Genomic DNA, 19,735 nt, shown 5'->3' on the forward strand with positions numbered 1-19,735 from the left:
CGGCTTCGCGGTGCCACGCCCAGTAGCGTTCAGCCCATGGACGCGGATCCGACCCTGCTCATCGAGGTCTTCGATCTGGTCGGCATCTTCGTCTTCGGGCTCTCGGGCGCCCTGGTCGCGGTGAACTTCGGGATGGACATCTTCGGAGTCCTCGTCCTGGCCGCCACCACGGGCCTGGGCGGCGGCGTGATCCGGGACGTGATGATCGGCGCGATCCCTCCGGTGGCCCTGACCGACGAACGGTTCCTGGTCGCTGTCCTCGCGGCCGGTCTCCTGGTCTTCTACTTCCATCCGGCCGTCTCCCGTGCCGAGACCTGGATCGGGGTCATCGACGCGGTCGGACTCTCGCTGTTCGCGGTCTCCGGCTCGTTCAAGGCCCACGACTACGGCCTCTCCCCGGTCTCGGCGGTCCTGATGGGACTGGTCACCGCGATCGGTGGCGGCGTCGTCCGCGACCTGCTCAGCGACCGTGTCCCGGAGATCTTCCGAGGCACCCTCTACGCCACGCCCGCCGCGGCCGGTGCCGCGCTGGCGATCGGTCTGCTGTACGCCGGGACCCCCGAGGCCTGGGCGGCCGTGATCGGCGGCGTCGTGTGCGGCACCTGGCGGATCCTGGCGTTCCTGCGGGACTGGCACGCGCCGATGCCGCGTCCCGTCGCGGACGCCTGGTCTACGCGCCGAGGACCCGGTCGAGGTAGGGGTTGGAGAAGATCCGGTTCGGGTCGAGGCTCTCGCGCAGAGTGACGAACTCCTCGAACCGCGGGTAGAGCTCCGCGAGGTCGGCGGCGGTGCGGGTGTGCACCTTGCCCCAGTGCGGACGTCCGCCGGCGGCGGCGAGGATCGGCTCCAGCAGCCCGAAGTAGGGCAGGTGGTCGACGTCACGGTGGACGTGGAACGCCAGGTAGAACGAGTCCCGGCCACTGGCGGTCGACAGCGCGGGGGAGTCGGCGCGGGCGGTCCGCAGCTCGACCGGGAAGTTGATCTGCAGGCCGGACGCCTCGATCGCGTCGCGGCACTCGGTCAGCACCGCGAGGCCGTCGGCCAGCGGGACGGCGTACTCCATCTCCCGGAAGACGACGCGACGCTCGCCGACGAAGACCCGGTGCGCGATGTCGGCGTACGTCCGGTCCGAGAGCAGCTTGGTCGCCACCCGGTTGACCCGCGGGATGACCGAGGGGATCCGGTTGGTCACCTGGCACAGTCCGCCGAAGATGGTGTTCTGCATCAGGTCGTCGTCGAGCCAGTGCCGCCAGCGCGGCAGCGGGTCGAGCTCGTCGAGACCGACCCGGACGTTCCGCTTCGTCGCGATCGTCCCGGTGTGCGGGAACCAGTAGCTGTCCAGGTGCGCCGGGGCGCCGTTCTCCTCGGCGATCAGCTCTTCGAACCGGCCCGAGAACTCGTCCCAGCTCATCGAGGACTCGGTGGCACGCAGACCGAAGAGCGGCTCGACCCGGAACGTGATCGAGACCAGCACCCCCAGGGCGCCCAGGCCCACCCGGACCAGGTCCAGCAGGGCCGGGTCGGTCTCGTTGACCCGGGCGATCGTGCCGTCGGCGGTGACCATGTCGATCCCCACCACCTGGCCGGCGATGCCGCCGATGCGCCCACCGGTGCCGTGGGTCCCGGTGGAGATCGCGCCCGCCAGGGTCTGCTCGGCGATGTCGCCCATGTTGTGCAGCGACAGGCCGAGCTCGGCCAGCGCGGCGTTGAGGTGCTTCAGCTGGGTGCCGGCGGCGGCCGTGACCGTCATCGCCTCGCGGTCGACGGCGAGGATGCCGGTCATGTTGGTGGGGGAGAGCATCAGGTCCACCGGAGCCGAGATCGCCGTGAAGCTGTGCCCCGTCCCGACCATCTTCACCCGCTGGCCCGCGTCCGCGGCCTGCGTGACCGCGGTGACGACATCCTCGACCGAGGTCGGCGTGACCACCCGGTGCGGTGTCGCGGACTCCAGGCCTGACCAGTTCCTCCACTCCATGGGGGACAGGCTAGACAGGCCGGTGCGTGCACGTCGCGCAGACCCGCGGTCACTAGGCTGAGCAGCATGGTCGCCCCCGACGTCCGCCCGTACGACGCCCTGCTCCTTCTCTCGTTCGGCGGACCCGAGAAGCCCGACGACGTGGTGCCGTTCCTGGAGAACGTCACCCGGGGACGCGGGATCCCGCGCGAGCGACTGGTGGAGGTCGGCCAGCACTACTTCGGCTTCGGCGGCCGCTCCCCGATCAACGACCAGAACCGAGCTTTCCTGGCGGCCATCCGGGCCGACCTGGACGCCGCCGGCATCGACGTGCCGGTCTACTGGGGGAACCGGAACTGGGACCCCTACCTCGCCGACGTGGTGGCCCAGATGGCGGCCGACGGCGTCCGGCGGGCCGCGGTCTTCACCACCAGCGCCTACTCGTCGTACTCCTCGTGCCGGCAGTACCGCGAGAACCTGTACGACGCCACCGAGGCCGTGCCCGACGCTCCGGTGCTCGACCGGTTGCGCGGCTACTTCAACCACCCCGGGTTCGTCGCCCCGGTCGTCGACGGCGCGGTCGCCGCGATCGCCGACCTGCCGGCCGAGCTGCGCGCCGAGACGGTCCTGCTCGCCGTCACGCACTCGATCCCCGACCAGATGAACCAGGCCTCGGGCCCGCCCGAGAGCCCGGAGGTCTACCTGCGCCAGCACCAGGACCTCACCGCGCAGGTGGCCGAGCAGGTCCGGGCCGCGACCGGCCACCCGCACAGGTCGGAGCTGGTGTTCTGCTCCGAGTCGGGCGACGGCCGGCTGCCGTGGCTGCGGCCCGACGTCAACGACCGGCTCACCGAGCTGGCCGCCGCGGGCGTGCGCTCGGTCGTGCTGATCCCGCTCGGCTTCGTCTCCGACCACATGGAGGTGGTCTACGACCTCGACACCGAGGCGACCAGGACCGCCGCCGACCTGGGCCTCGAGGTCCGGCGATCGGCCACGGCCGGAACGGATCCGCGGTTCGTGGCCGCCGTACGGGAGCTGCTCGTCGAACGAGCCGCCGCCGAACGGGGCGAGACCCCGGACCGGGTGAGCGTCGGGAGCCTGGGAGCGCTGCCGGACCTGTGCCCGGTCGGCTGCTGCGCCGGGCGCGTGGACCGGCCGGCGTTGTGCGGCGTCCCGACCGGAGCCGGCGCGTGAACGACGTCCTGCTCGAGGTGGCGCTCGAAGCCGCGACCCGCGCCGCCGAGCTGGTCCGGGCCCGCGCCGCCGCCGGGGTCCAGGTCGCGGCGACCAAGACCAGCGAGATCGATGTCGTCACCCAGGCCGACCGGGACTCCGAGACCCTGATCCGCTCGCTCATCCTGGCCGCCCGCCCGCGTGACTCCTTCCGCGGCGAGGAGGGGCAGGACGCGGTCGGGGACAGTGACGTGCGCTGGATCGTCGATCCGATCGACGGCACCGTGAACTTCCTCTACGGCCTCCCCGACTTCGCGATCTCGATCGCCGCGGAGCGGGCCGGCGTCCTGGTCGCCGGCGTCGTGCTCAACGCCGCGACCGGTGTGGGATATCTCGCAGTCCGGGCCGGCGACGGCTCGGTCAGCGGGGAGGTCGTCCAGGTCGGCGGGCCGGCCCCGGTTGACGCCCTCAGCCCGCTGCCCGTCCTCGGGGTCCGGGCCCGGGTCCCGCTGGCGCAGCAGCTGCTCATCACCGGGTTCTCCTACGACCCCGGCATGCGGGAGCGCCAGGCTCAGGCGTTGACCCGCCTGCTGCCGCTGGTGCGCGACATCCGTCGGCACGGCTCGGCGGCCCTGGAGCTGTGCCGGGTGGCCTGCGGCCAGGCCGACGCCTACGCCGAGGTCGGGGTCAACCAGTGGGACTACGCCGCCGGTGTCCTCGTCGCCGAAGCCGCAGGAGCCCGCTGGCAGGTGCTGCCCGGGATGGGCGGCCGGGACCTCGTCGTGTGCGCGCCGCAGGCCTCGTTCGACGAGGTTCTCGCGGCGGTCCTCAACGCTGGGTATGGTGCGGCCGAAATGAATTCCGGGACCGGGGAATAGGCAACTGTCACCCGATGTTCATCGGACGACAATCGGGGACGGTGTGCACAACAGGGTGTTGATGGTGCACAATCACCGCCCGACAGAGAGGGAGTGATGCCAAGTGGCCACTGACTACGACGCCCCGCGCAAGACCGAGGAAGAGCAGTCCGAGGAGAGCATCGAGGAACTCAAGGCCCGCCGGCACGACAAGAACTCCGGCAAGGTCGACGAGGACGAGGCTGAAGCGGCTGAATCCTTCGAGCTCCCCGGTGCCGACCTCTCGCACGAGGAGCTCGCCGTCGAGGTGAAGCCGAAGCAGGATGACGAGTTCACCTGCATGAGCTGCTTCCTGGTGCACCACCGCAGCCAGCTGGCTGACGCCAAGCGGATGATCTGCCGCGACTGCGCCTGAGCTCAGGCGCGATCAGCAGACGTCACCGGAGCCGCTGTCGACCCCCGTCACGGGGTGTTCGACGGCGGCTCCTGCGTTGACTTGAGGTAGTAGGCGTTCGCCTTGCGCTGGACCAGCATCCGCGCCAGACCTGCGGCAGCCCCCGCGATCGCGGCCCAGATCACGGCTTCGGCCGTGTGCAGAGCCGGGTCGGACGCGTTCGCCGGCGGCTTGCGGCCGGTCGCCAGCTGCCAGAGCTTGCCCAGCGCGAACTTCGCGCCCGCCGCTGCGGCCAGGGCCGCCGCCGTCACGACGGCCACCAGGATGGCCGGTTCGGTCGGCGTCACCGGAGCAGGGGTCTGGGATTTCTTCGCCATGGCCTCACCCTAGCCGTCGGGGAACGACCGGGCAGGCAGGATCAGCGGTCGGAGCTCGTGCTGGAGCTCGGGGCGGTCAACGCCTCGAGGGCGGCGACCAGCTCGGTGGGCCGGCGGGTCGCCAGCAGCCAGTACGGCGCCGGGTCGGACGGGTCCTCGATCATGACCTTGACCGCACGCGGCAGGTAGGGGCGCAGCAGCAGGAAGGCGCGGGCATCGGCGTCGACCCCGGCGGTACGACGGGCCTCGTCCTCGGTCAGGGCGAAGGCCTCGCCCAGCCACTTCGCGTCGATGCTGGCCGTGCCGGCGCGGAGTCGGCCGTCCTCGACCACGATCTCGGCCGAGCCGTAGCTGAGGAACCCCAGCGCCGCCAGGCCCAGCATGGCCGCGGTCATGCCCCAGGCCCAGGTGCCGGGCACGGCGACCACGATCGCCAGCCACAGCGTGGCGATCAGCATCACTCCTTGCACCCACCAGCGCAGGGGAACGTAGAGACGCTCGCTGAATCCGTGGACGGATCCCTCCCTAGTGGTCACAAGGAGAGAGTTTCCCATAGGGTCCGCGCGTGGTTGACATCGCCTTGACCCGGCTCGATCCCGAGCTCCCCCTGCCGTCGTACGCCCACCCGGGCGACGCCGGAGCCGACCTGTGCACGACGGTCGACGTCCGCCTCGAGCCCGGAGAACGGGCGTTGGTCCCGACCGGGATCGCGATCGCGCTGCCCGAGGGCTTCGTCGCGCTGATCCACCCGCGGTCGGGTCTCGCCGCCCGGCACGGGCTGTCGATCGTCAACACCCCGGGCACGGTCGACGCCGGATACCGGGGCGAGATCAAGGTGCTGTTGATCAATCACGATCCGCGAGAAACGATTGAGCTGTCCCGTGGCGAACGGATCGCCCAGCTGGTGATCCAGCGGGTCGAGCGGGCGACCTTCCGCGAGGTCGACGCACTGCCCGACTCGGTCCGTGGCGACGGGGGGTACGGTTCCACCGGACGGTGAGCCGTACCGTTCCACCCGCATCCATCAGAGAGTCCTCCGTTGAAGTTCCGCCGCAAGTCCGCCGTCGACACCACGTCCGAGAACACCCCGGAGACTCCTGAGACCCCGGACGCCGTCACCGAGGTTCCGCTCGGCCCGTTCGACGTCGACGCGATCCCGGCCGAGCTCGCCGGGGTGGACCGGGTCGACCTCGGCTCGATCCTGGTCGCGCCGATCCCCAACGGTGAGCTGCGCCTCCAGATCGACGAGCGCACCCAGGAGATCCAGGCCGTGCTGCTGACGGCGGAGGACGGCGCCCTCGAGCTGCGCGCCTTCGCCGCGCCGCGCGGCGGCGACCTCTGGGGCGACGTCCGTCCGCAGCTGGCCGCCGACGTGGTCCGTCGGGGCGGTCAGGCCGACGAGGTCGAGGGCACGTGGGGGACCCACCTGCTCACCCAGATGAAGGTCCAGCTCCCCGACGGGACCGAGGGCATCCAGCCCTCCCGGATCATCGGGATCAACGGCTCGCGCTGGATGCTGCGCGCCACCCTGATCGGTCGCCCGGCCGTCGACGGCCCCTACGCCACCACCTGGCTGCACGCGATCGCCGCCAGCGCCGTCCGCCGGGGCAGCCAGGCCCTTCCCGTCGGTGAGGCACTGCCGCTGGTGATGCCCGCCGGGGCCACCGAGGCCTGATCACGATGAGCTGGCGCGAGAGGCTCAGTTCCTGGGCCAACCACGACGAGCAGGAGGCACGCGACCTGCGCGTCGCCTACGAGGCTCAGGGGTGCTCCCACATCGGGGCGGCCCCCGACCGTCAGGTCGTCCGGCTCCGCGGCTCGCTGCGCACCGTCACGCTGCGTCCCCGCGGCGGGGTCCCGGCGCTGGAGGCCGAGCTCTTCGACGGCACCGGCCTGGTCACCGTCGTCTGGCTCGGACGGCGGCGGATCGCCGGGATCGTCCCCGGACGGTCGATCCAGGTGGTCGGTCGGATCGGCGTGCACGACGGCGCCCGCATCCTCTACAACCCGCGTTACGAGCTGATCCCGTGAACGAGGCCGAGCTGCCGGACCTGGAGTCGGTGGATCCGCACCACCCCGGCGTCGACACCGTCGAGGCCGTCGTACGGCGTCAGATGGCTGCCTCGCTCGGCGGCCGTCGTGGCATGGCCGAGGCCGGGATCCCGTCGTTGGTCTTCACCCTGCTGTGGCTGATCACGAAGGATCTCCAGCTCGCCCTGATCTCCTCCGGGCTGATCGCGGTCGGCGCCCTGGTGATCCGGCTGGTGCAACGGTCCACGACGCAGTACGTGCTCAACGCGATCGTCGGGATCGCGATCGGTTTCGTGTTCGTCCGACTGGCCGCCAACGGCGGCGGTTCCGAGACCGACCAGGCGCTCGCGTTCTTCCTGCCCGGCCTGCTCTGGACCGGTGCCACCACGATCGCGTTCGGACTGCTGTGCGCGTTCGGGTGGCCGATCGTCGGCTTCATGGTCGGCTCGGTCACCGGAGATGCGCTGGCCTGGCACGACGACAAGCAGATCGTGCGGCTGTGCCAGCGGTTGACCTGGCTCTTCCTCGCCCCCGGCGCGATCGGGGTCGCGTTGCAGGGGCCGATCTGGTTGCTCGGTCACGCCGACGTGATCAGCGCCTCGACCGCGGTCGCGATCATCACCGTGCTGCGCTACGGCCTCGGCTGGGCGCTCCGGATCGCGGCCTGGGGCACGATGATCTGGCTACTGGCCCGCAACGCCACGCCGGTCGACCCCGCCGCGGCCTGAACCCGCCGGCTCGGGCCGCCCAGGCCGCTCAGGCGGCTCAGCCGGGGTGGCGCCCCGGGGCCAGCAGACGCTCGAGGACGTCCTCCTGGTCCGCGGGGACGACGAACAGCAGCTCGTCGCCCGACTCCAGCGGAAGCTTGGGGTCGGGGGTGTAGACCATCGAGTCGCGCAGGATCGTGACCAGCGCGCAGTTCTCGGGCAACGGGATCAGGCCCGCCTGCTTGCCGACGTAGGGCGAGTCCGGCGGCAGCGTCAGCTCGACCAGGTTCGCGCTGCCCTGGCGGAACGTGAACAGACGGACCAGGTCACCGACCGTCACCGCCTCCTCGACCAGGGCGGACATGATCCGCGGGGTGGAGACGTTGACGTCGACGCCCCAGGCCTCGGTGAACAGCCACTCGTTGTTGGGGTGGTTGACCCGACCGACGGTGCGCGGGACGCCGAACTCGGTCTTGGCCAGCAGCGAGGTGACCAGGTTGACCTTGTCGTCACCGGTCGCCGCGATCACGACGTCGCACCGCTCCAGGCGGGCCTCCTCCAACGAGGACAGCTCGCAGGAGTCGGCCAGCAGCCACTCCGCGTCGGGCACCCGCTCGGGCTTGATCGAGTCCGGGTTCTTGTCGATCAGCAGGATCTCGTGACCGTTCTGGATCAGCTCGCGAGCGATCGAGCGGCCGACGGCGCCGGCTCCGGCAATGGCAACGCGCATGGTTCAGCTCTCCTGCGGCCCGTGGGCGAGGGTGTCGTAGACGTGCTGCGCGTTCTCCTCGCGCATGACCAGGTGCAGCAGGTCGCCCTCCTGGATGACACTCTCGCGGGTCGGCAGGACGCCTTCCCCGAGCCGGTCGATCCAGGCGATCCGCGACCGGGACTGCTCCTGGAGGTGGATGGTGCGCTGACCGATCCAGACCTCGGTGACCGGCACCTGGTCCAGCCGGATCGTGCCCGAGGGGTCACGGAAGTCCGGCTCAGCGCCCGCAGGCAGGAGCCGGCGCAGCACCTGGTCGGCGGTCCACTTCACCGTCGCGACGGTGGTGATGCCGAGCCGCTGGTAGACCTCGGCGCGGCCCGGGTCGTAGATCCGGGCAACGACCTGCTGGATGCCGAACGTCTCGCGGGCCACGCGGGCGGCGATGATGTTCGAGTTGTCACCGCTGGAGACGGCGGCGAAGGCGTCGGCTCGCCGGATGCCCGCGCGCTCGAGGACCTCCTGGTCGAAACCGATGCCGGTGATCTTGTCCCCGTTGAATCCCGGACCCAGCCGGCGGAAGGCATCCGGCTCGGAATCGATGATCGCCACGGTGTGGTTGCGGTCCTCCAGGCTCCGCGCCAACGTGGAACCGACGCGGCCGCAGCCCATGATCACAACATGCACCGCAGCAGCGTATAGCGTTGCGCCCCGTGGGTGTCGGAGACGTCTCGAAGCGCATTCTGGTCGGCCGGAAGCTGCGCAGCAATCAGCTGGGGGAGACTCTTCTCAGCAAGCGCATCGCGCTACCCATCTTCGCCTCCGACGCGCTCTCCTCGGTGGCCTACGCCCCGGACGAGATCTTCATCATGCTGTCCATGGCGGGCGTCTCGGCGTACGCGTTCTCCTGGAAGATCGGCGTCGCCGTCGCGATCGTGATGACCGCGGTGATCGCCTCGTACCGGCAGACCGTGCACGCCTATCCCAGTGGCGGTGGCGACTACGAGGTCGCCACGGTCAACCTCGGGGCCCGTGCCGGGACGACGGTGGCGAGCGCCCTCCTGGCCGACTACATGCTGACGGTGGCCGTCTCGATCTCGTCGGGGGCCAACTACGCGAGTGCCGCGATCCCGTCCCTCCAGGGGCACGAGGCGTCCTTGGCGATCCTGCTGATCGTCCTCCTCGCCGCGATGAACCTGCGCGGCATCCGCGAGGCGGGCTCGACGTTCGCACTGCCGACCTACGCCTTCATGTTCGCCATCCTGGGTACGGCGGTGGTCGGCTTCTTCATGATGTTCTCGGGCAACCTGCCCCAGGTCGAGAGCGCCCAGTACGACATCACGCCCGCGCCGGGGATGGAGGCGCCGCTCAACACCATCGCGCTGCTCTTCCTGCTCGCCCGGGCCTTCTCCAGCGGGTGTGCCGCGCTGACCGGGGTGGAAGCGATCTCCAACGGGGTGCCCGCCTTCCAGCGGCCGAAGTCGAAGAACGCGGCGACGACGCTGCTGCTGCTCGGCATGATCGCGATCACGATGATGCTCTCGATCATCGTCCTGGCCAAGCAGATGGGGCTCCGCTTCGTCGATCCGGCCGACCAGCACCGGCTGACCCTCAACGGCGTCCCGCTCGGTGACTCGCACACCCAGAACGCGGTGATCGCCCAGATCTCGAAGGCGATCTGGAGCGACTTCCCGCCCGGGTTCTACTTCGTCGTGGTCGTCACCGGACTCGTGCTGGTCCTCGCGGCCAACACCGCCTTCAACGGGTTCCCGGTGCTCGGCTCGATCCTGGCCCGCGACGGCTACGCGCCGCGTGCTCTCGGCTCCCGGGGTGACCGGCTGGCCTACAGCAACGGCATCGTCTTCCTGGCCGTCGGGGCGGGTGTTCTCATCCTCGCCTTCGACGCCGAGACGACCAGGCTGATCCAGCTCTACATCGTCGGCGTCTTCGTCAGCTTCAACCTCAGCCAGCTCGGCATGATCCGGCACTGGACCCGTGAGCTGAGCACCGAGACCGACCCGGCACGTCGCGGCAAGATGATCCGGTCCCGGGCGATCAACGCCATCGGGCTGACCTTCACGGCCGTGGTGCTGGTGGTCGTGCTGCTCACCAAGTTCCTCGAGGGCGCCTGGATCACGATCCTGGCGATGATCTTCTTCTACATCGTGATGCGCCGGATCCGGCGCCACTACGACGCCGTCGCCGAGGAGCTCGAGGCCGGCGACGAGGACAAGGTCATGCCGACCCGGGTGCACGCGATGGTGCTGGTCTCCAAGGTGCACAAGCCCACGCTGCGGGCCCTCGCCTTCGCCCAGGCCACGCGCCCCAACACACTCGAGGCCGTCACCGTCTCCGTCGACGACGCGACCACCTCGCGACTGCTGGAGGAGTGGGACGACCGACACCTCGACGTCCCGCTCAAGGTGCTGCACTCGCCCTACCGCGAGCTGATCCGCCCGATCGTCGACTACGCCACCGCGATCCGGAAGGCCAACCCGCGCGGCGTCGTGGCGGTCTACATCCCCGAGTACGTCGTCGGCCACTGGTGGGAGTCGCTCCTGCACAACCAGTCCGCGCTGCGGCTCAAGGGTCGTCTGCTCTTCACCCCCGGCGTGATGGTGATCTCGGTGCCCTACCAGCTGCAGTCGGGCCTGGAGAAGGCGCGTGAGCTGCGCGAGACCGACTGGGTCGGCCCGCGCAGCGTCCGGGGCGGCGACATCACCGACCGGCGAGTCGGCCGATGAGCCGCCAGGTCCGGACCCGACGCCCCCGCGGACGGTCCCGGATCGGCGAGCGCTTCGAGGTCGAGATCGGTCCGGTCGCCCACGGCGGGCACTGCGTCGCCCGGGTGCCGGACGGGGAGAACCAGCGCGTCGTCTTCGTGCGGCACGCGATCCCCGGTGAACGGGTCGTGATCGAGCTCACCGACGGCAACGACGGCGACAAGTTCTGGCGCGCCGACGCGATCGAGGTGCTCACCCCCTCCGCCGATCGGGTACCGGCCCCCTGCCCGGTGTCCGGGCCGGGCGGCTGTGGTGGCTGCGACTTCCAGCACGTCGCCGTACCGGCTCAGCGCCGGCTCAAGACGGAGGTGCTGCGCGAGCAGCTGCGCCGGATCGCGCGCCTGGACTCCGGCGTCGCGGCCACGGTCGAGGTCGAGGCGGTGCCGGGTGACGACGCCGGCCTGCACTGGCGCACCCGGCAGAGCTACGTGATCGACCCCGCTACCGGGCAGCGCTCGATGCGGAAGTACCGCTCGCACGACCTGGTCGCCGTCGAGGAGTGCCTGATCGCGGCGCCGAGCGCCCGCGAGCCCGGGCCCGGCACGGTCACCGAGACCGTCACCGTCGACGGGGTCACGCACACCTTCGCCGTCTCGGCGCGCGGGTTCTGGCAGGTCCATCCCGGTGCGCCGACGACGCTCGTCGGTGAGGTCCTGCGCCTCCTGCAGCCCGCCGCGGGGGAGTCGGTCCTGGACCTGTACGCCGGCGTCGGGCTGTTCAGCGCCTTCCTCGCCGACCGGGTCGGCCCGAGCGGCCGGGTGGTCGCGATCGAGGGTGACCGCACCGCCAGCCAGCTCTCGCTCGACAACGTGCCGGGCCTGGAGGCGCGGGCCGGCGACGTGGCTTCCGTCCTCGGCGACGCGTTCCCCGGCCGGTTCGACCTGGTGGTGCTCGACCCGCCCCGCGAGGGCGCCAAGCGGGCGGTCGTCGACCAGGTCGTCGGCCGGATGCCGCGCGCGGTCGCCTACGTCGCCTGCGACCCGGCCGCCCTGGCCCGCGACATCGCCCTCTTCGCGGAGTCGGGCTACGAGCTGGTCTCGCTGCGCGCCTTCGACCTCTTCCCGATGACCCACCACCTGGAGTGCGTCGCGCTGTTGGAGAGGACAGGCTGAGGGCGGCAGGGCTACCGTCGGGAGATGAGCTACCCGCCGCCCCAGTACTTCGGCACCACGGGTGAGGTCACAGCCCGTTTCCGTCCAGTGGACACGCCCCCGGATCTCCCGCGTCCCGGCGGCGCTGCGAGCTACCTGGCCACGGGCGCGACGACCAAGGGTCGGTTCGGGCTCTACCGGTGGGACATGGGACCCGAGGTGTCGGGTGCTGACCCGCACTTCCACCGCACCATGAGCGAGTCCTTCTTCGTGCTGTCCGGGACGGTGCAGCTGTACAGCGGCACGGAGTGGTTCGACGCCCGCGTGGGGGACTTCGACCACGTGCCCGAGGGTGGACTGCACGGGTTCAAGAACCGATCCGGGGAGCCGGTGTCGTTGCTGATCCTGTTCGCGCCCGGGGCGCCGCGGGAGGCCTACTTCGAGGGGCTGGTCGAGCTCGCCGAAGGGCGGTGGAAACCGAGTCACGACGAGCTCGAGGCGTTCTTCGAGGAGCACGACAACATCTACGTCTGATCCGTCGCTTCGGCCTTGGAGGACCTACTGTCCGTTCCATGAGCATGGAGCAGATCGCGTGGAGCCAGATGTACCGCATGCACGGTTCGTCGGACGAGCGGCGCGCGTTCAGCGGACGGACCGCCCGTCGGATCCTCGCCTTCGCCCGGCCGCAGTGGCGCGACCTGACCGGCTTCGTGCTGCTCAGCGTCGTGGGAGCGGCCCTGGCGGTGGCGACCCCGGTCCTCGCAGGGAAGGTCGTGAACGCGATCGTCGCCGGCGACAGCCAGGCGGTCGTCGTCCGGCTCGCCCTGGCGATCGCGGGGATCGCGGTGCTCGATGCCGGGATCGGTCTGTGGTCACGCTGGTTGTCGGCCCGGATCGGTGAGGGGCTCATCCTGCACCTGCGCACCGCCGTGTTCGACCATGTCCAGCGGATGCCGATCGCCTTCTTCGCCCGGACCCGGACCGGCGCCCTGGTCAGCCGGCTCAACAACGACGTGATCGGCGCGCAGCGGGCCTTCAGCTCCACGCTCTCCGGCGTCGTCGGCAACCTGGTCACCCTCGCCCTGACGCTGGTGGTGATGATCGGGATCTCCTGGCAGGTCACCCTGCTGGCGCTCATCCTGCTCCCGGTGTTCGTCGTGCCCGCGCGGCGGATGGGTCGCCGTCTGGCCGGCATCCAGCGCGAGGCCGCCGACCACAACGCCGCCATGGGCAACCAGATGACCGAGCGCTTCTCCGCGCCCGGCGCCACCCTGGTCAAGCTGTTCGGCCGTCCCGAGCAGGAGTCCGTCGAGTTCGCCGCCCGCGCCAGCCGGGTCGCCGAGATCGGGGTCCGGACCGCGATGGTGCAGACCACCTTCGTCACCGCGCTGACGCTGGTCTCCGCCCTGGCCGTCGCGGTCGTGTACGGCGTCGGTGGCTCGTTGGCGCTCGACGGCACCCTGGACGCGGGCGACGTGGTGGCGCTGTCCTTGCTGCTCACCCGGCTCTACGCGCCGCTGACCTCGCTGGCGAGTGCCCGGGTGGAGGTGATGAGTGCCCTGGTCAGCTTCGAGCGGGTCTTCGAGGTGCTCGACCTCGCGCCCCTCATCGTGGACCGGCCCACGGCCCGCGCCGTCCCCGACGGCCCGGTCGCCGTCGAGTTCGACGACGTCCGGTTCTCCTACCCGTCGGCCGACAAGGTCTCGCTCGCCTCGCTGGAGGCGGTCGCGACGCTCGACGCGCGTGGCGGCGACGAGGTGCTGCACGGGATCTCGCTGCGCGCGGAGCCCGGCCAGGTCGTGGCGCTGGTGGGCTCCTCGGGGGCCGGCAAGTCGACGATCGCCCAGCTCGTCTCCCGCCTGTACGACGTCGATTCCGGGTCGGTCCGGCTCGCCGGCACCGACGTGCGGGACCTGACCTCGGAGTCGATCCGCGGTGCGGTCGGCATGGTGACCCAGGACGGCCACCTCTTCCACGACTCGATCCGCGGCAACCTGCTGCTCGCCCGCCCCGAGGCGACCGAGGCCGACCTGTGGGACGCGCTCGGCCGGGCCCGCCTCGCCGATCTGGTCGGCGCCCTGCCGGACGGTCTGGACACGGTGGTGGGGGAGCGCGGCTACCGACTCTCCGGCGGTGAGCGTCAGCGACTGACCATCGCCCGCCTGCTGATGAAGCAGCCGCGGGTGGTGATACTCGACGAGGCGACCGCCTCGCTGGACTCCACCTCCGAGGCAGCGGTGCAGGCGGCGCTGACCGAGGCGCTCGCCGGACGGACCGCGCTGGTGATCGCGCACCGGCTCTCGACCGTGCGCGCCGCCGACCAGATCCTCGTCGTCGAGGGCGGCGCCATCGTCGAGCGCGGCACCCACGTGGAGCTGCTCGCCGCCGGCGGCCGGTACGAGGAGCTGTACCGGACCCAGTTCGCCGAGCCGCTGGGTCAGGCTGCCGGCGACTCCGAGGCCTGACCGCGCAGGGACTCCAGCCGTTCATCAGGTGGTAGAGCACCAGGATGGCGGCGGTCGCCACGGCGATCCCGCCGAGGGTGAAGTCGCCGAACGTGATCACGTCGTTGCCCATCCCCATCGCGATGATGAGCGCGGCCGCGACCGGGAAGAGGTTCTTCTGGATGCCGAAGTCGACACGGGCGTCGATCCACATCCGGACGCCGATCAGTCCGATGACGCCGTACAGAACGAGGGTCGCGCCGCCGATGACACCGTTCGGGATGGTGAAGAGCAGCGCGCCGAACTTCGGTGACATCGCCAGGGCGAACGCCACGATGCCCGCCACCCAGTAGGCGGCCGTGGAGAAGACCCGCGTGGCCGACATGACGCCGATGTTCTCGCCGTACGTCGTCGTGGCGGAGCCACCACCGGAACCGGCGATCATGGTCGCGACACCGTCGGCCAGGAGCGCTCGGCCCGTCAGGTCGTTGATCGAGTCGTCCTTGACCAGGTGGGCGACCGCGCGGACGTGCCCGACGTTCTCGGCGATGAGGACGAAGACGACCGGCAGGAACATCGGCAGGGTCGACCAGTCGGCCGAGGGTGCGGTCAGGTTCGGGAGGCCGAACCAGTCGGCCGCCTTCACGCCGTCGAAGTTCGGCACGCCCATCGGGATCGAGACCAGGTAACCGACGACGAAGCCGAGCAGGACCGCGATCCGGCCGAGGATCCCGCGGAAGAGCGCGGCGATGACGACGATCGCCAGCACGGTCACCGTGGCCAGGAACAGGTGCTGGTCGTCGACCGGCTTCCCGCCCGGCGGGTAGAGGCCGCCTGCGTCGAGGTTGATCACGTTGTTCCACGACGCCTGGGCGAGGTTGAAGCCGATCAGGGCGACCACGCCACCCATCACGACCGGCGGCATGAGGGTGTGGATCCAGCCGGTGCCGACCTTGATCACCAGGAGGCCGACCAGGGCGAGGGTGAATCCCGTCGCGATGATGGCGAACAGCGCGGTCGAGATGTCGTCGCCGTTCTTCGCGGCCAGCACGGGGGAGATGAAGGCGAACGAGGAGCCCAGGTAGCTCGGCAGCCGGTTCCGGGTGAGCAGCAGGAAGAGGAGCGTGCCGAGACCGGAGAAGAGCAACGTCGTGCTCGGGTCGAAGCCGGTGATGATCGGCACCAGGAAGGTCGCGCCGAACATCGCCACGACGTGCTGGCCGCCGAGGCCGATGGTGCGGGGCCAGGACAGCCGTTCACCCGGCTTGACGACGTCGCCGGGGGAGACGGACCTGCCGTCGCCGTGAATGGTCCAGGACATGGTTCCTCCGGGTGCTGTAGTGGTCGACGATCGCGACGTAATGCGATCAGAGTAGAGATCCCGGGAGAGACTGAGGTCATGTCCTTCAGCCGACCGTCCTTCCGGCCGACCTACGCCAACGTCGTCGCCACCCTCGCGCTGCTCATCGCCGTCGTCGGGTTCGCCGGCGGACCCAGCGCCGTCGCGAGCGCGGTGAAGAAGCTGGCGCCGAACTCGGTGGGCACCAAGAACCTCAAGAACAACGCGGTCACGGGCATCAAGGTGCAGGACGGATCGCTCGGAGGAGCGGACATCAAGAACGGTTCGCTGGGCGGCATCGACATCGCCGACCGCTCGATCGGCAGCCAGGACATCGGAGTCGGCCAGATCTTCGATCCCAACATGGCGACCGGGTCGGTCAACAGCCGTGTGCTGCGGGACAACTCGATCACCAGCTCCGACATCGCCAACGGCACGATCACCAACCTCGACCTCGCGGAGAACGCGATCACCTCGGAGAACATCGGTCCGCTCACGATCAAGGGCGAGAACATCGCGCCCATGACGATCGGGTTCGGCAACCTCGACCCGGCGGCGGTGGAGTCGCTCACCCACTACTCCGACACCGGCGCGATCTCGAAGGGGAGCACCGTGACGGGCTACGCCTCGATCGCGTACGTCGCCGGCCATGATCCGGCTGACGGCACCGGTTTCGAGGGTCCTGAGGTCCGCGGCCTTGCGGTCAGCTTCCCGAAGCCGGTCACCAGCATCGTCGGTGTCGCCGGTTCCGGGGACGGGCGGTGCACCGGGTCCTTCCAGAGCCCGACTGCCTCCGAGGGAGTCGCCTGCTTCTACGTGAAGGCGGACCCCGGCAACAACCCCGGAACGGCGAGCCTTCTCGACTACTCCAACCTCGGCTTCACCTTGAAGTACACCCCGCCGGCGGAGGGATGGACCTTCGCGCAGATCTCCTGGGCCTTCACCCGACCCGCCGCCTGAGAGTTCAGCCAAACCCCTCGACATCGTGTATCTTGATATCGAGAGATATTCGGTTGGATCCCAGCCCGGGCGAGCAAGGTAAGCCTTACTTTCCGGGTGGGGAACACAGGCGGCAGGATTGACCCCACCTGCCTGTGCAACCACCGTGCGGTCGTGGCGACCGCGTGCCAAGAGGAGATGACGGCGTTGGCCAGCAAGAACAGCTTCGGTGCCAAGAGCACCCTGTCGGTGAGCGGCACCGACTACCAGATCTTCCGCCTCGATGCGGTCACCGGTGAGGGCCTCGACGTCGCCTCACTGCCGTACTCGCTCAAGGTCCTGCTCGAGAACCTGCTCCGCACCGAGGACGGCGCGGACATCACCGCCGCCGACATCAAGGCGCTGGCCGGCTGGGACGAGACCGCCGAGCCGGACAAGGAGATCCAGTTCACGCCGGCGCGCGTGATCATGCAGGACTTCACCGGCGTGCCCTGCATCGTCGACCTGGCCACCCTGCGCGAGGCCGCTGCCGACCTCGGTGGCGACCCGACCAAGATCAACCCGCTCTCCCCGGCCGAGATGGTCATCGACCACTCCGTCATCGCCGAGGTCTTCGGCACGCCGGAGGCGTTCGAGAAGAACGTCGAGATCGAGTACGACCGGAACAAGGAGCGCTACCAGTTCCTGCGCTGGGGCCAGACCGCGTTCGACGATTTCAAGGTCGTCCCGCCGGGCACCGGCATCGTGCACCAGGTCAACATCGAGCACCTGGCCCGCACCGTCTTCACCCGCACCGTCGACGGTGAGCTGCTGGCCTACCCCGACACCTGCGTCGGCACCGACTCGCACACCACCATGGTCGACGGCCTCGGCGTCCTCGGCTTCGGTGTCGGTGGCATCGAGGCGGAGGCGGCCCTGCTCGGCCAGCCCGTCTCCATGCTGATCCCGCGCGTCGTCGGCTTCAAGCTCACCGGCGACCTGCCCGAGGGCTCCACCGCCACCGACCTGGTGCTCACCATCACCGAGCTGCTCCGCAAGCACGGCGTGGTCGGCAAGTTCGTCGAGTTCTACGGCGCCGGCGTCGCGGCCCTGCCGCTGGCCAACCGCGCCACGATCGGCAACATGAGCCCCGAGTTCGGCTCCACCGTCGCGATGTTCCCGATCGACGACGAGACGATCAACTACCTGCGCCTGACCGGTCGCTCCGAGGACCAGCTCGCGCTGGTCGAGGCCTACGCCAAGGAGCAGGGCCTCTGGCTCGACCCGGCCGCCGAGCCGCGCTTCTCCGAGAAGCTCGAGCTCGACCTCTCCACCGTGGTCCCGTCCATCGCCGGCCCGAAGCGTCCGCAGGACCGTGTCGAGCTGACCGACGCCAAGACGTCGTTCGCCGGCCACCTGCCGACGTACACCTCGGCTCCCGAGGCCACCATCCCGGTGACCCTGGAGAACGGTGAGACGTTCGAGCTGAAGAACGGCGCCGTCACGATCGCGTCGATCACCTCCTGCACCAACACCTCCAACCCGAGCGTCATGATCGGTGCGGCGCTGCTGGCGAAGAAGGCCGTCGAGAAGGGCCTGACCCGCAAGCCGTGGGTCAAGACCACGCTGGCGCCCGGCTCCAAGGTCGTCACCAACTACTACGACAAGGCCGGCCTGACGCCGTACCTGGAGAAGGTCGGCTTCAACCTCGTCGGCTACGGCTGCGTCACCTGCATCGGTAACTCCGGCCCGATCATCCCCGAGGTCTCCGCCGCGGTGAACGAGCACGACCTCGCCGTCGTCTCGGTCCTGTCCGGCAACCGGAACTTCGAGGGTCGGATCAACCCCGACGTGAAGATGAACTACCTGGCGTCCCCGCCGCTCGTCATCGCCTACGCGATCGCCGGCACGATGGACATCGACCTGTTCAACGACGCGCTCGGCACCGACACCGACGGCAACCCGGTCTACCTCAAGGACATCTGGCCGACCCCGGCCGAGGTCGAGTCGACCATCGCCGGTGCGATCGACACCGAGATGTTCACCCGCGACTACGCCGACGTCTTCGCCGGTGACGAGCGCTGGCAGAACCTGCCGACCCCGACCGGTTCCACGTTCACGTGGGACGAGGACTCGACCTACGTCCGCAAGGCGCCGTACTTCGACGGGATGAGCCTGACCCCGTCGCCGGTGACCGACATCGACGGTGCCCGGGTGCTGCTCAAGCTGGGTGACTCGGTCACGACCGACCACATCTCGCCGGCCGGTAACATCAAGGCCGACAGCCCGGCCGGTCGCTACCTCGCGGAGAACGGCGTCGCCCAGCGCGACTTCAACTCCTACGGCTCGCGTCGCGGCAACCACGAGATCATGATCCGCGGCACCTTCGCCAACATCCGGATCAAGAACCAGGTCGCCCCGGGCACCGAGGGTGGCGTCACGCGTGACTTCACCCAGGCCGATGCCCCGGTCGTCGCCGTGTACGACGCCTCGGTGAACTACATCGCCGCCGGCACCCCGCTCGTCGTCCTGGCGGGCAAGGAGTACGGCTCGGGCTCGTCGCGTGACTGGGCCGCCAAGGGCACCTCGCTGCTCGGCGTCAAGGCCGTCATCGCGGAGTCGTACGAGCGCATCCACCGCTCGAACCTGATCGGCATGGGCGTCATCCCGCTGCAGTTCCCCGCGGGCCAGAACGCCGACTCGCTCGGTCTGACCGGTGAGGAGTCGTTCTCGATCTCCGGCATCACCGCGCTCAACGAGGGCACCACGCCGAAGACGGTCAAGGTCACCACGGACACCGGCATCACGTTCGACGCGGTCGTCCGGATCGACACCCCCGGTGAGGCGAACTACTACCGCAACGGCGGGATCCTGCAGTACGTCCTGCGGAACCTGGTCAACGCTGGCTGATCGGTGAACTGGGGGAAAGTAACCCCACGAACCTGCTGAACCGGGGGG

20 protein-coding genes and 1 pseudogene are annotated in these 19,735 nt (G+C 69.9%); 15 read left to right on the top strand and 6 right to left on the bottom strand.

Annotation, left to right across the window (positions count from 1 at the left end; translation table 11 throughout):
- The first annotated feature begins 36 nt into the window (after window positions 1-36).
- Window positions 37-744 carry a trimeric intracellular cation channel family protein gene (locus tag ACZ5J1_RS05225; protein ID WP_464563175.1) on the top strand — a complete coding sequence of 236 codons (708 nt, stop codon included), beginning with the start codon at window positions 37-39 and terminating at the stop codon, window positions 742-744.
- On the opposite strand, the gene ACZ5J1_RS05230 is transcribed toward ACZ5J1_RS05225, so the two are convergent.
- A complete protein-coding gene (locus tag ACZ5J1_RS05230; RefSeq protein ID WP_464563177.1) occupies window positions 671-1,975 on the bottom strand; it encodes a D-arabinono-1,4-lactone oxidase in 1,305 nt (434 codons plus the stop codon). The two genes, ACZ5J1_RS05225 and ACZ5J1_RS05230, sit on opposite strands and share 74 nt — an antisense overlap.
- A gap of 66 nt (window positions 1,976-2,041) precedes the next feature.
- Here ACZ5J1_RS05230 and ACZ5J1_RS05235 point away from each other — a divergent pair, with 66 nt between their 5' ends.
- The 3 genes from ACZ5J1_RS05235 to ACZ5J1_RS05245 all read left to right on the top strand — a co-directional run bounded on the left by ACZ5J1_RS05235 (window position 2,042) and on the right by ACZ5J1_RS05245 (window position 4,399).
- Entirely contained in the window at window positions 2,042-3,148 is a 1,107-nt protein-coding gene (locus tag ACZ5J1_RS05235; protein WP_464563179.1) for a ferrochelatase, read from the top strand.
- A complete protein-coding gene (locus ACZ5J1_RS05240) occupies window positions 3,145-4,005 on the top strand; it encodes an inositol monophosphatase family protein (RefSeq protein WP_464563181.1) in 861 nt (286 codons plus the stop codon). The genes ACZ5J1_RS05235 and ACZ5J1_RS05240 overlap by 4 nt, the downstream gene beginning before the upstream one ends.
- A gap of 103 nt (window positions 4,006-4,108) precedes the next feature.
- A complete protein-coding gene (locus ACZ5J1_RS05245) occupies window positions 4,109-4,399 on the top strand; it encodes a DUF4193 domain-containing protein (RefSeq protein ID WP_464563182.1) in 291 nt (96 codons plus the stop codon).
- Between the two features lie 47 nt (window positions 4,400-4,446).
- Here the strand turns inward: ACZ5J1_RS05245 and ACZ5J1_RS05250 are convergent, their stop codons facing one another.
- Together ACZ5J1_RS05250 and ACZ5J1_RS05255 are read right to left on the bottom strand one after the other, a co-directional pair.
- Complete coding sequence (locus ACZ5J1_RS05250) at window positions 4,447-4,755, bottom strand: DUF4235 domain-containing protein (RefSeq protein ID WP_464563184.1); 309 nt, start codon at window positions 4,753-4,755, stop codon at window positions 4,447-4,449.
- Between the two features lie 41 nt (window positions 4,756-4,796).
- Window positions 4,797-5,291 carry a DUF3093 domain-containing protein gene (locus ACZ5J1_RS05255; protein WP_464563186.1) on the bottom strand — a complete coding sequence of 165 codons (495 nt, stop codon included), beginning with the start codon at window positions 5,289-5,291 and terminating at the stop codon, window positions 4,797-4,799.
- 29 nt (window positions 5,292-5,320) lie between these two features.
- Here ACZ5J1_RS05255 and dut point away from each other — a divergent pair, with 29 nt between their 5' ends.
- Genes dut through ACZ5J1_RS05275 form a run of 4 tightly spaced genes read left to right on the top strand, consistent with a single transcriptional unit; the run spans window position 5,321 to window position 7,514 of the window.
- Complete coding sequence (gene dut, locus ACZ5J1_RS05260) at window positions 5,321-5,755, top strand: dUTP diphosphatase (RefSeq protein ID WP_464563188.1); 435 nt, start codon at window positions 5,321-5,323, stop codon at window positions 5,753-5,755.
- A gap of 39 nt (window positions 5,756-5,794) precedes the next feature.
- Complete coding sequence (locus ACZ5J1_RS05265) at window positions 5,795-6,430, top strand: DUF3710 domain-containing protein (protein WP_464563190.1); 636 nt, start codon at window positions 5,795-5,797, stop codon at window positions 6,428-6,430.
- 5 nt (window positions 6,431-6,435) lie between these two features.
- Window positions 6,436-6,786, top strand: a complete 351-nt coding sequence (locus ACZ5J1_RS05270) for an OB-fold nucleic acid binding domain-containing protein (RefSeq protein WP_464563192.1) — start codon at window positions 6,436-6,438, stop codon at window positions 6,784-6,786.
- On the top strand, window positions 6,783-7,514 hold the full coding sequence (locus tag ACZ5J1_RS05275; RefSeq protein ID WP_464563193.1) for a DUF3159 domain-containing protein: 732 nt from the start codon (window positions 6,783-6,785) through the stop codon (window positions 7,512-7,514). The genes ACZ5J1_RS05270 and ACZ5J1_RS05275 overlap by 4 nt, the downstream gene beginning before the upstream one ends.
- Window positions 7,515-7,551: 37 nt before the next feature.
- Here ACZ5J1_RS05275 and ACZ5J1_RS05280 read toward each other — a convergent pair whose 3' ends face one another.
- Both ACZ5J1_RS05280 and ACZ5J1_RS05285 read right to left on the bottom strand, forming a co-directional pair.
- A complete protein-coding gene (locus tag ACZ5J1_RS05280) occupies window positions 7,552-8,223 on the bottom strand; it encodes a potassium channel family protein (RefSeq protein WP_464563195.1) in 672 nt (223 codons plus the stop codon).
- A 3-nt stretch (window positions 8,224-8,226) separates the two neighbouring features.
- Window positions 8,227-8,889, bottom strand: a complete 663-nt coding sequence (locus tag ACZ5J1_RS05285; RefSeq protein WP_464563197.1) for a potassium channel family protein — start codon at window positions 8,887-8,889, stop codon at window positions 8,227-8,229.
- A gap of 26 nt (window positions 8,890-8,915) precedes the next feature.
- On the opposite strand from ACZ5J1_RS05285, the gene ACZ5J1_RS05290 reads away from it, so the two are divergent.
- The 4 genes from ACZ5J1_RS05290 to ACZ5J1_RS05305 are packed head-to-tail and all read left to right on the top strand — an operon-like array spanning window position 8,916 to window position 14,541.
- Window positions 8,916-10,946 carry an APC family permease gene (locus tag ACZ5J1_RS05290; RefSeq protein ID WP_464563199.1) on the top strand — a complete coding sequence of 677 codons (2,031 nt, stop codon included), beginning with the start codon at window positions 8,916-8,918 and terminating at the stop codon, window positions 10,944-10,946.
- Window positions 10,943-12,097, top strand: a complete 1,155-nt coding sequence (locus ACZ5J1_RS05295) for a class I SAM-dependent RNA methyltransferase (RefSeq protein WP_464563201.1) — start codon at window positions 10,943-10,945, stop codon at window positions 12,095-12,097. Before ACZ5J1_RS05290 ends, ACZ5J1_RS05295 begins: the two co-directional genes overlap by 4 nt.
- 24 nt (window positions 12,098-12,121) lie before the next feature.
- A complete protein-coding gene (locus ACZ5J1_RS05300; RefSeq protein ID WP_464563203.1) occupies window positions 12,122-12,610 on the top strand; it encodes a cupin domain-containing protein in 489 nt (162 codons plus the stop codon).
- Between the two features lie 38 nt (window positions 12,611-12,648).
- Window positions 12,649-14,541, top strand: a complete 1,893-nt coding sequence (locus tag ACZ5J1_RS05305; protein WP_464563205.1) for an ABC transporter ATP-binding protein — start codon at window positions 12,649-12,651, stop codon at window positions 14,539-14,541.
- A 94-nt stretch (window positions 14,542-14,635) separates the two neighbouring features.
- Here the strand turns inward: ACZ5J1_RS05305 and ACZ5J1_RS05310 are convergent.
- A pseudogene (locus ACZ5J1_RS05310) lies at window positions 14,636-15,724 on the bottom strand (uracil-xanthine permease family protein); the annotation flags it as partial.
- Here ACZ5J1_RS05310 and ACZ5J1_RS05315 point away from each other — a divergent pair.
- The 3 genes from ACZ5J1_RS05315 (at window position 15,645) to acnA (ending at window position 19,687) form a co-directional block, all read left to right on the top strand.
- Window positions 15,645-15,827 carry a hypothetical protein gene (locus tag ACZ5J1_RS05315; RefSeq protein ID WP_464563207.1) on the top strand — a complete coding sequence of 61 codons (183 nt, stop codon included), beginning with the start codon at window positions 15,645-15,647 and terminating at the stop codon, window positions 15,825-15,827. The pseudogene ACZ5J1_RS05310 and the gene ACZ5J1_RS05315 overlap by 80 nt on opposite strands.
- 92 nt (window positions 15,828-15,919) lie before the next feature.
- A complete protein-coding gene (locus tag ACZ5J1_RS05320; protein ID WP_464563209.1) occupies window positions 15,920-16,819 on the top strand; it encodes a hypothetical protein in 900 nt (299 codons plus the stop codon).
- Window positions 16,820-16,996: 177 nt separating this feature from the next.
- Window positions 16,997-19,687 (top strand): aconitate hydratase AcnA, encoded by a 2,691-nt coding sequence (gene acnA / locus ACZ5J1_RS05325; protein ID WP_464564715.1) that lies wholly within the window; start codon window positions 16,997-16,999, stop codon window positions 19,685-19,687.
- Window positions 19,688-19,735: the final 48 nt, after the last annotated feature.

It is taken from the genome of Nocardioides sp. JCM 18999 (assembly GCF_055391175.1).

What these genes read in the sequence shown, in the direction of transcription:
- ACZ5J1_RS05225 (WP_464563175.1), top strand. Translation starts at nt 37, where the DNA reads ATGGACGCGGATCCGACCCTGCTCATCGAGGTCTTCGATCTGGTCGGC.
- ACZ5J1_RS05230 (WP_464563177.1), bottom strand. Translation starts at nt 1,975, where the DNA reads ATGGAGTGGAGGAACTGGTCAGGCCTGGAGTCCGCGACACCGCACCGG.
- ACZ5J1_RS05235 (WP_464563179.1), top strand. Translation starts at nt 2,042, where the DNA reads ATGGTCGCCCCCGACGTCCGCCCGTACGACGCCCTGCTCCTTCTCTCG.
- ACZ5J1_RS05250 (WP_464563184.1), bottom strand. Translation starts at nt 4,755, where the DNA reads ATGGCGAAGAAATCCCAGACCCCTGCTCCGGTGACGCCGACCGAACCG.
- ACZ5J1_RS05270 (WP_464563192.1), top strand. Translation starts at nt 6,436, where the DNA reads ATGAGCTGGCGCGAGAGGCTCAGTTCCTGGGCCAACCACGACGAGCAG.
- ACZ5J1_RS05280 (WP_464563195.1), bottom strand. Translation starts at nt 8,223, where the DNA reads ATGCGCGTTGCCATTGCCGGAGCCGGCGCCGTCGGCCGCTCGATCGCT.
- ACZ5J1_RS05295 (WP_464563201.1), top strand. Translation starts at nt 10,943, where the DNA reads ATGAGCCGCCAGGTCCGGACCCGACGCCCCCGCGGACGGTCCCGGATC.
- ACZ5J1_RS05300 (WP_464563203.1), top strand. Translation starts at nt 12,122, where the DNA reads ATGAGCTACCCGCCGCCCCAGTACTTCGGCACCACGGGTGAGGTCACA.
- ACZ5J1_RS05305 (WP_464563205.1), top strand. Translation starts at nt 12,649, where the DNA reads ATGAGCATGGAGCAGATCGCGTGGAGCCAGATGTACCGCATGCACGGT.
- ACZ5J1_RS05320 (WP_464563209.1), top strand. Translation starts at nt 15,920, where the DNA reads ATGTCCTTCAGCCGACCGTCCTTCCGGCCGACCTACGCCAACGTCGTC.
- acnA (WP_464564715.1), top strand. Translation starts at nt 16,997, where the DNA reads ATGACGGCGTTGGCCAGCAAGAACAGCTTCGGTGCCAAGAGCACCCTG.